Raw genomic sequence first — 8,010 nt, forward strand, 5'->3', positions numbered from 1 at the left:
GCCAATGTTGTCGCCGCCTTTTTTTGCCGCCGTCGTGGTGCCGTCGCCATGGATGAGGCTAGAGGACCCGCAGGACGAAGCGTCGAGCTTGCTCGCAGTGCTTCGGCTGTTGGATCGTGGGCTCAGCTTCTGGATCTCCGCCAGCGTCTGACCGCTGACCCACGCCTTCAGAGCTGCGATCACGACATTGACGGCGAACTCGCCTCGCTCCTCGTCATCCTTGAGCGACTTGAACGGCTCGCCCATGTACCCATCCAAGCTCTCCCGCCTGGTCATCTGCGATATGAGAATGGGACGCTCGATCAGCCAGGCTGCCGTCCATGTGAACCAATCCAACGTCGTGCGCCCGACAGGGGGTGACGTCTCGAGGCGAACCTTCAGTTCGCGTAGCACGTCCGACGGCGCCCCGTAGTTGGCGGCCATCTTGTCGGCCCAATCGGGCTCCTCATCCAGCTCTTGAAGCTCCCTGCGCGCGCGCAGCGCATGGGTGATGCGGTTGTTCAGTTGGTCTTCCTGCGCTTGCTTCCTCAGCTTGAAGGCCGCGAACGACTTCTTCAGTAGCGTCATGGCCGGGCCATCGACGTCTGCGGCCTGTGTCGAGATGGGAAGCCGGCGCAGAAGGTATTCGGCATCGCCTCCGGCATGCTCGCCAAGTCCTTGGATACGGTCGAGGATGGCCTCCAGCGGGTCTTCGATGGCCAAGCACTGGTCGCTCTGCGAGAAGATGCCTTGAAGGTCCTTCCAGTGCTTGCCAATCCGATTGTTGGAGTCGTCGATGTCCACGACGTTACTGGGAATGACCAGCACCATACCGTACGAGCTCTGCCCAGCCCGCCCAGCGCGGCCGGCAGCGTTGAGCAGGTCGTGCGCCTTCATCTGCGCGAGCTGCTTGTTCTCCTCATCGAACTTGCTGTCGCCCGCGATAATGACCACGTGGCTCGGCAGGTTCATTCCCTGCGCCAGCGTCGACGTGGCAACCAGCACGGAGACGCCTTCCGGACGCTTGAAGAGCGACTCGTGCAGTTGCCGCTCAGTCGGCAGGAGAAGCCCATGGTGGCAGAGGCTCGGCCACCGCGCGAACTTGCCTTCGACGGCGTCGATGTAGAGCGCCGACTCGTCGCCCAGTTCATCGAGCGTCAGATTGTACAGACGCTGCTCATCGTCCGTGAAGGCGATGTTTGCCTCCCCAAGATGCGCGCCCGCGGTCTCCTGAGCGCTCATTACGTACGGGACGGTCTGTGCGAAGATGAGTGATTTGATGCCCTCGTTGCGGGACGCGAGCGACGCGAGCTCAGCGGCCACACTGTTCACATTCGGCGTTAGCTTCCACGTCGTCGCATTCACCGAAAGGAGCATCTCGCTATCGGAGAGCGGGAGCAACGCGTAGTCATCGCGGCGCATCGAGTCCCACCGGAACTTCAGCCCAAGAAGCCCCAGCGGCCGTGCCTTGAGTTCACGCTTCAGCGCGGCCGGCGGCCCGGGCTTGCGCTTGCTCGCAGCCAACAACTCTTGGCGCTTCGCCGCCAGCCTGTGGCGTAGGTCCGCGATTTGGTCGTTCGGAAAGACGGCGGAGCCACGCACTTGCCGCGTCGGCTTCCACGCCATGTTTAGCGGCAAGCACTTGCGACCGGTGAGCTCAGCCAACCAAGCCGCGACCTCCTCGGTGTTGCTCATCATGGCAGAGAGCAACAAGTAGTCCGCCTCAGGCGCATCCTTGAAGAGCTCTGGCTGAAATCCCATCAACGCCAAGCAGCGCTCCGGTGTCATCACTGACATCGGCGGCAGTCGAGTGACCAGGTCGAAGTCAAGCGGGTTGTCGTTGGCCCGTTCACGACTCAGCCGCGCGTAAGGGAATGTCTTCTGGAGAGCGCGCGCGGTCTGGTCGACCAGCGCCAGCGCCGGCGCCGGCGCCAGAAAGATAGTGCCCTGTCCTTGACACAGGTTCGAAAGAATCTTTAGCTCGGACAGCGTCGACTTCCCCGCACCGGTGGGGAAGCTGATGGCAGCCGAAACCCCAGGGGTCAGGTAGCCCTGCGCCACGGCATCCCGGTGATTTGTCCAAAGATACGGCCGAGTCTTCGCAATGAGCGCCAAGCCTGAATTCCAAAGCGATGCGTCGACACCAGGCGGCGCCGGCAGGCGGGCCAAGCTGTCGCCCGGCAGCTCCCGGCCCACGGCCTTCAACAAAGACGCCAAGTGACGAGGTCCGGGGAAGGCGCTGTCAACGTTCGACGACTTGGAAGATCGGCCATTTGACTTACCCCACATGAAGGGTAGCCGATGAAGTTTCCGTCCGTAACAATTCGTATCGCGACTTGCAATACAAGGGGCACATTACGAATGAGTTCCGAGAAGACAGTAGGAATCAGCTTTAGGGTCACGCCGGAGTTCAAAGAACTCCTGGAAACCGTTGCTTCACTCGAGCGGCGTAGTCTCACCAACATGATGGAAGTGGCGCTCGAGGAATATTGCGAGCGCAAAGGGCTGCTGTTGCCGCTGCCCCGTCGCAGGAAGCGTTTGAGCAACTGACACGCGGCCAAGAACGAAAACGCAGCAAGAGCTCGCACGCCGTGTAGAACCTTGCTCCTTTAGAGAGGGCGGTTTTCATGACCATTCACCCACCCCCGAGTCTGCTGGCTCGCGCCGTAGCTCAGCTGAAGAACTGGCTTTTCCGTGCACCACGGCGCTCGCACCAGCGCGCCCATCCGGACCTCAACCCGATCAATATCGACGAGATCGCAACTGAACTGCGCCTTCTCGAAGAGGGGGGAGCGTCTTGGTCAGCACGGGATCCCAATACCTTCCTCAACCGTGCTCAGCGCGCCGGAGCAGGCGGTCATTCATCGGTTGGAGAAGAAGCGGGCCGAATACATGGAGTGGTCCGCGATAAGGCTTGGGACGCTGAACACGCAGATCCACTCCTATAACCTGATTCAGCGAATCAATGAAGCTCTGGCTGCCGACCAGACATTCGAAACCGGTGTGAACGCGCTGCTTACCGACCGTCATGCGAACCTCGACCGCCTATCGGAAGCGCACAAGAGCAAGCAGAAGGTGTTGCGTGAGTTCAAGGAACAAAACCGTCTGAGCCGCGATGCAAATGTGAGCACCGCCTCGGATAAGGTTTTGGCCGTTCTACTGATGGCCGCCTGCGTGATCGGCGATGGCTTGATAAACGCCTACTTCTTCGCGCAAGGCGACGACAATGGCTTGATTGGCGGCTTCATGCAAGCGCTAATCTGCGCAGGCATCAACGTTGTCCTCGCATTCGCTTTCTGGCGATACGGCATCCCCCATATTCTTCGAGTTCATCGAGGGTGGAAGGCCTTTGGCGGACTCATGTTGCTCGTATTTTTCGTCGCGGCCTTTCTCATAGCGATCGCAACCGCGCATTACCGCGAGGCGCTGTTGGTGGATGCGAGCGAGCCATCCGCGCATGCGTTGCGCACACTGCAAGAGACTCCCTTCGGACTCCACGAAATGTCTTCTTGGGGGTTGGTATTGCTTTGTCTGATTGTCGCAGCAATTGCATCTAAAAAAGGATACACATACGACGACCCTTATCCCGGCTATTCTGCCCACGCCAGGGCGGCCGAGGAGGCTGCCGCCGACTACGAAGAGGAACTGGCCGGGGTTCGTGAAGAACTTGACGCAAAGCGCAACGAAGCGGTTGCGTCTGCCAAGAATTCTCTCGAAGAGGGGCAGCAAGCGGTTCGCCTTATTGAGATGGCCATCCGCAACAAGGAAGAGGCACGCATCAAGTTCGAGCACGTGATGCAGGAGGCTGAACGTGCGGCCCCGCCACTCCTCATGAAGTTTCGCGAAGCGAACATGATCGCGGCAGGGCCAACACGACCACGGCCCGCCTACTTCGATACGATGCCCGACTTGAAAGTGTTGCCTCTACCTGACTTCTCGGTGGAAGCCGATAGAGAGGTCGCTGCCAGGCAAGGCGCACTGGTGGCCGACTTGGTCGAAAGAGAGCGAGGGATTTGCTTCAAGATTAACAGCGCCCTCAATCAGCAGTACCAACTTCTGATGCCACTAACGGCGCAGTTCCCATCGGCATCGTCCTCGCGTATTGAGCAGGCCGGCGCGGCGAGCGAAACATTGAAGGAGGCGTAAATGGCGCGCGGGAGCATTCGAGCCAAGCGAAGGCAACGGAATCAATTCTTTGCCATTGCCGCAGTCGCAATATTTCTGGCTACTGTCGGTAGCGCAATTGGGTACTACCTTTTTCACAAGGAACCCAAACCGGACAAGGATACGCTCTGCCCAGCCGCCGGACCGACCGGACACGTTGTGCTGCTCGTGGATCGAACCGATCCGATGACATTCATTCAGAAGAACGCCTTCGAGACGGAGTTCCGCGACATCGTTGAGCACCGCACCCCCAAGGGGGCATTGCTCTCGGTCTTCGTGCTTGGCGAGGATTTCACGGAGACGGCCAAGCCCATTCTGGAGATCTGCAACCCAGGCTCAGGGGAAGATAAGTCTGAGTTCAACGCAAACCTCAAGCGCCTTCGTACTCAGTATGAGACGAAGTTTGTGAAGCCGGTGCTCAAACAAACGGACAGCCTCATCTCCATCAAAGGATCGAACAAGTCCCCGATCTTCGAGATGATTCAACTCGTCGGCATCAACGGCTTTCGCAGTCACGCCATCGATGGTGAGCGCCGCCTGATTATCGTCTCCGACATGCTTCACAACACCCCAGAATTCAGTATGTACAAGCAACTGCCTGACTTCGAGACGTTCGCTCAGACGCCTTACGGTCGCAAGGTCCAGGCGGACCTTCAGGGTGTCGAGGTGGAACTGGAGTACCTCATGAACGACCCACAAAGGCAGACCCGGCGCAACGCGAAATTTTGGGAAGACTATTTCAACAAGGCGCACGCCCGCTTGGTGAGCGCTCGCCCGATGGAAGGATAGCCACATGAATTATATCCGTACCGAGCGCCTCTTTGTCATTGCGGTTGTCCTGAAATTCAGTCTCGCCTTTGCGAGCGTTTATTTCGGCAGCCCCTGGATGTTCGGCTTCTACCTCCCGCTGTCGGTGATGATCGTCTACATCCTGCTGGGCAAGTACCGCTCGGACACGAAGAATGTGTCAGATGAGAAGTTTGCCGACAGTTGTTACTACCTCGGCTTTATCTTCACGATCACCTCCATCTGCGCCTGCCTTATCGATATCAACAGCATCGGCACGGATATCACGAATATCGCCATTCGCTTCGGCGCAGCAATGGTTAGCACAGTCCTCGGCCTTGCCGTGCGGGTGTGGCTCGTGACATTTCGTAAGGAGTCGTTCGAGGCCGTTGAGGACGCTGGTGCGGCCATCATCAAGGCATCCTATGCACTAGTCGACCAACTCTCCATTTCGAAGGAGCGTTTTCGAAAGTTTGACGAGGACGTCTTCATTGCCGCGCAGCAGGCTACCGACCGAGTGAACCTGCAAATCGAGGCGATCGCGAAAAACTACGCCGCCGCGCTTGATGGCCTCTTCAAGGACATCAACGAAAAGCACCAGACCCAATTGGAAAGCGCCATCGCTAGTACGGACGAATCGGTGCAAAAGCTTGAGGCCCTCGTCACACGCGTCGGACAGGCGGTCGGGCAGATTGTCATCAACATGCAAAAAAGCGCGGTCGATCTTGTAGATGGCATTCAGGAGCGCATGCGCAGCAGTGAGTTTCCCGGCGACTACTTCGTGAGGATGCTCACTGCCCCGATGCGCGACATGCAAGAAGCCGCCGGGCAGATCAGCTCCAATGTGAAGGATGTCGCATCGGGCATCTCGTCGTCGACCAATACGATTTCCAATGCATTCAAACGCCTTGAGAAACGCTCCGCCGAGATCGACACCGCCATGGAGTCGGTGCTCAGCCTTGCAAAGAGCCAGGAACACGTCCTTCAGGCCACCTCCGGGCAGCTCGATTCCCTGACTGGCTTGAGCAATCAGATCGGAGAGGCGGCGCGACTCCTGAATGAGGTTTCCAAGTCGGTGGATTCGTCCGACGCTCAAACCCGACAGATCGCCACCGCGTTGGAGGGAATGGCCCGACAGATGGCCGAGAGCGCGCGAAGCGCACAGGACACAGTTGTTGCACTGAGGCAGACCGTACAGTCCAATACCCAGACCGCCGAAGTCATACAGTCCACGGCGGCGGCCCAAGAGCGTCTCTCCGACAACATCCAGTTGTCCTCGACGGCGCAAGCGGCGCTGATCGATGAACTGCGCGCGGCCGGCGGTCAGTCCATCGCCATGGCCGAAAAACTGGCTGCACTGATCACGAACCTCGACCGTCTCACCTTCTTGCCGCCGGCTCCGCCCGCTCCGCCCGCGCCGGTGGAGATGCAGGATCCGAGCGTACTAACATTGCACGTTGCGCCGCACCAGACGGTCGCGTTCCCGCAGCACGATGGGGCCAACATTGCGCCGGTCCGGAGCGTGTAGGGCAGGGATGGGGCGTCGGTAAGGAGGGCGAATGTCGAAAAAGAGCCAAGATCAGATCTTCCAGGTCTCGCTGACGGAGGTGGCTTTCACCGTCACCTTTATCCTGTTGCTCTTGTTGGGCTACAAGGTAATGCTGCTGCAGCGTGAGCGCGACGAGGCTCGGCGTAACGTCGAAGCGGTCCCTGCGATGCAGACTCTCAAGCAGGGATTGGAGAGCATGAAGGATCAGATCGGCCGCATGCTGTCAGGCGCTGGGGTACGCAACCCGGACGAGGTGATCTCCAAACTTGTCGAAGGAGAAAAGGCAAAGGTCGAGCGAGTGAGGCTCCAAGATCGGATCAAAGAACTGGACAAGCAGTTGACGGCCCTGTCCGCCATCAAGGCGAATGTCGAGAAGGCTGGAAAGGACCAGCAGCCTCAGGCCACCGCCGACCAGGTGATCAATGCCATCAACACCAAGGCTGACTTGTACCGCGAGGTGAAAGTAAAGCTAGGCGTGGACATCCAGCCCGGCAAGGAAGCGGAGATCATCAGGAAGGTTATCGAGGACGCCGGAAAGTACGCGGCGCTTCCAAAGGAAGTGGTCGAGAACACTGACGGGCTCAAGAAGGAGACCACCGACCTCAAGAAGGACAACGCCGGCCTGCGCGGGCAGATTGCCTTCCTGCAAAAGCGGCTGAACGCCAATGGTGGGCGCGACTACCCGCCGTGCTGGCTTACCATGGCTGGCAAGATCGAGTACCTCTTTGCGATGGAACTGCGCGCGGATGGGATTGTCATCAGCCCGGCCTGGCCATCCAACCGTGAGCAAGAGGCGCGGGCCCTGTCTGGCATGGCAGAGATGCTGTCTGGCCCCATGAGCGAAGCACAGTTTTCCTCGCGCGTTCGCGGGATCTTCGACTGGAGTAACCGGCAGAGTCCGGCGTGCCGTCACTACGTGCAAATTAAGAGCCTGATTTCGGACGCAGTCCAGTCGGATCGTACGCGCTTGACGGTGGAGAACTTCTTCTACAAGACCGAAATTCGTCGATAGGGGGTCATCGTACTTTTGGTGCGAAATCTAGCGTTAGCAAGCCGGAGAGCCGCTTGCAGCAAGGCTTTGTGGCTTGCCCGAACTTTGTGCGGCAGGCGGCTTTGCAAGCCATTGATTCGTATGGATTTTTGGAGCCAAACCGCCAGTTTTCGCACCAAAAGTACGATGACCTCAGTGCACGCGACTCGTTTTGTCGCGTCCGCTATTGACTCGCCTTTTTGGGGTGCGACGATGAGCAGAGCCTTTCGATTATTCGCGTTGTGCATCCTGCTGGCTTTCGGGAGCAACTGCCTTGCCATCACCCAAGGACGCATCATTGGAGTCTTGGACGGGGATACGGTGGAACTCCTTACCGATTCCAAGGAACTGATACGCATTCGCCTTGCGGGAATCGACGCCCCAGAGAAGGCAGGGGCGGCTTCAGAATTCGGAAAATATTGCCCTTTAAGACCCCCCTCGCCGGGTTAGAGCTCTGCCAGACGCCGCAAGGGGCGGAACTTTCCCGCCTCCGGTTTATGGC

At 58.8% G+C, this 8,010-nt stretch carries 6 protein-coding genes; 5 read left to right on the plus strand and 1 reads right to left on the minus strand.

Annotated elements, in window-relative coordinates; genetic code table 11:
* Positions 1 to 2,175, minus strand: a 2,175-nt coding sequence (locus tag A3A5_RS37960) for a helicase-related protein (RefSeq protein ID WP_255343439.1), incomplete at its 3' end; no start/stop codon positions are given.
* A 165-nt stretch (positions 2,176 to 2,340) separates the two neighbouring features.
* Between A3A5_RS37960 and A3A5_RS0108735 the strand changes: the two genes are divergently transcribed.
* The 5 genes from A3A5_RS0108735 to A3A5_RS40210 all read left to right on the plus strand — a co-directional run bounded on the left by A3A5_RS0108735 (position 2,341) and on the right by A3A5_RS40210 (position 7,490).
* The gene (locus tag A3A5_RS0108735; protein WP_018310216.1) at positions 2,341 to 2,529 is read left to right on the plus strand and encodes a hypothetical protein; all 189 of its coding nucleotides are present in this window, start codon (positions 2,341 to 2,343) and stop codon (positions 2,527 to 2,529) included.
* A 282-nt stretch (positions 2,530 to 2,811) separates the two neighbouring features.
* Positions 2,812 to 4,125: a hypothetical protein gene (locus A3A5_RS0108740; RefSeq protein ID WP_018310217.1), complete on the plus strand. Its 1,314-nt coding sequence runs from the start codon at positions 2,812 to 2,814 to the stop codon at positions 4,123 to 4,125.
* A complete protein-coding gene (locus A3A5_RS0108745; protein WP_018310218.1) occupies positions 4,126 to 4,932 on the plus strand; it encodes a hypothetical protein in 807 nt (268 codons plus the stop codon).
* 4 nt (positions 4,933 to 4,936) lie between these two features.
* Entirely contained in the window at positions 4,937 to 6,457 is a 1,521-nt protein-coding gene (locus A3A5_RS0108750; protein WP_018310219.1) for a hypothetical protein, read from the plus strand.
* Between the two features lie 31 nt (positions 6,458 to 6,488).
* The gene (locus tag A3A5_RS40210; protein ID WP_018310220.1) at positions 6,489 to 7,490 is read left to right on the plus strand and encodes a hypothetical protein; all 1,002 of its coding nucleotides are present in this window, start codon (positions 6,489 to 6,491) and stop codon (positions 7,488 to 7,490) included.
* Positions 7,491 to 8,010: the final 520 nt, after the last annotated feature.

This window comes from Cupriavidus sp. UYPR2.512 (assembly GCF_000379565.1).
In the GTDB taxonomy this organism is placed as follows: Bacteria; Pseudomonadota; Gammaproteobacteria; order Burkholderiales; family Burkholderiaceae; genus Cupriavidus.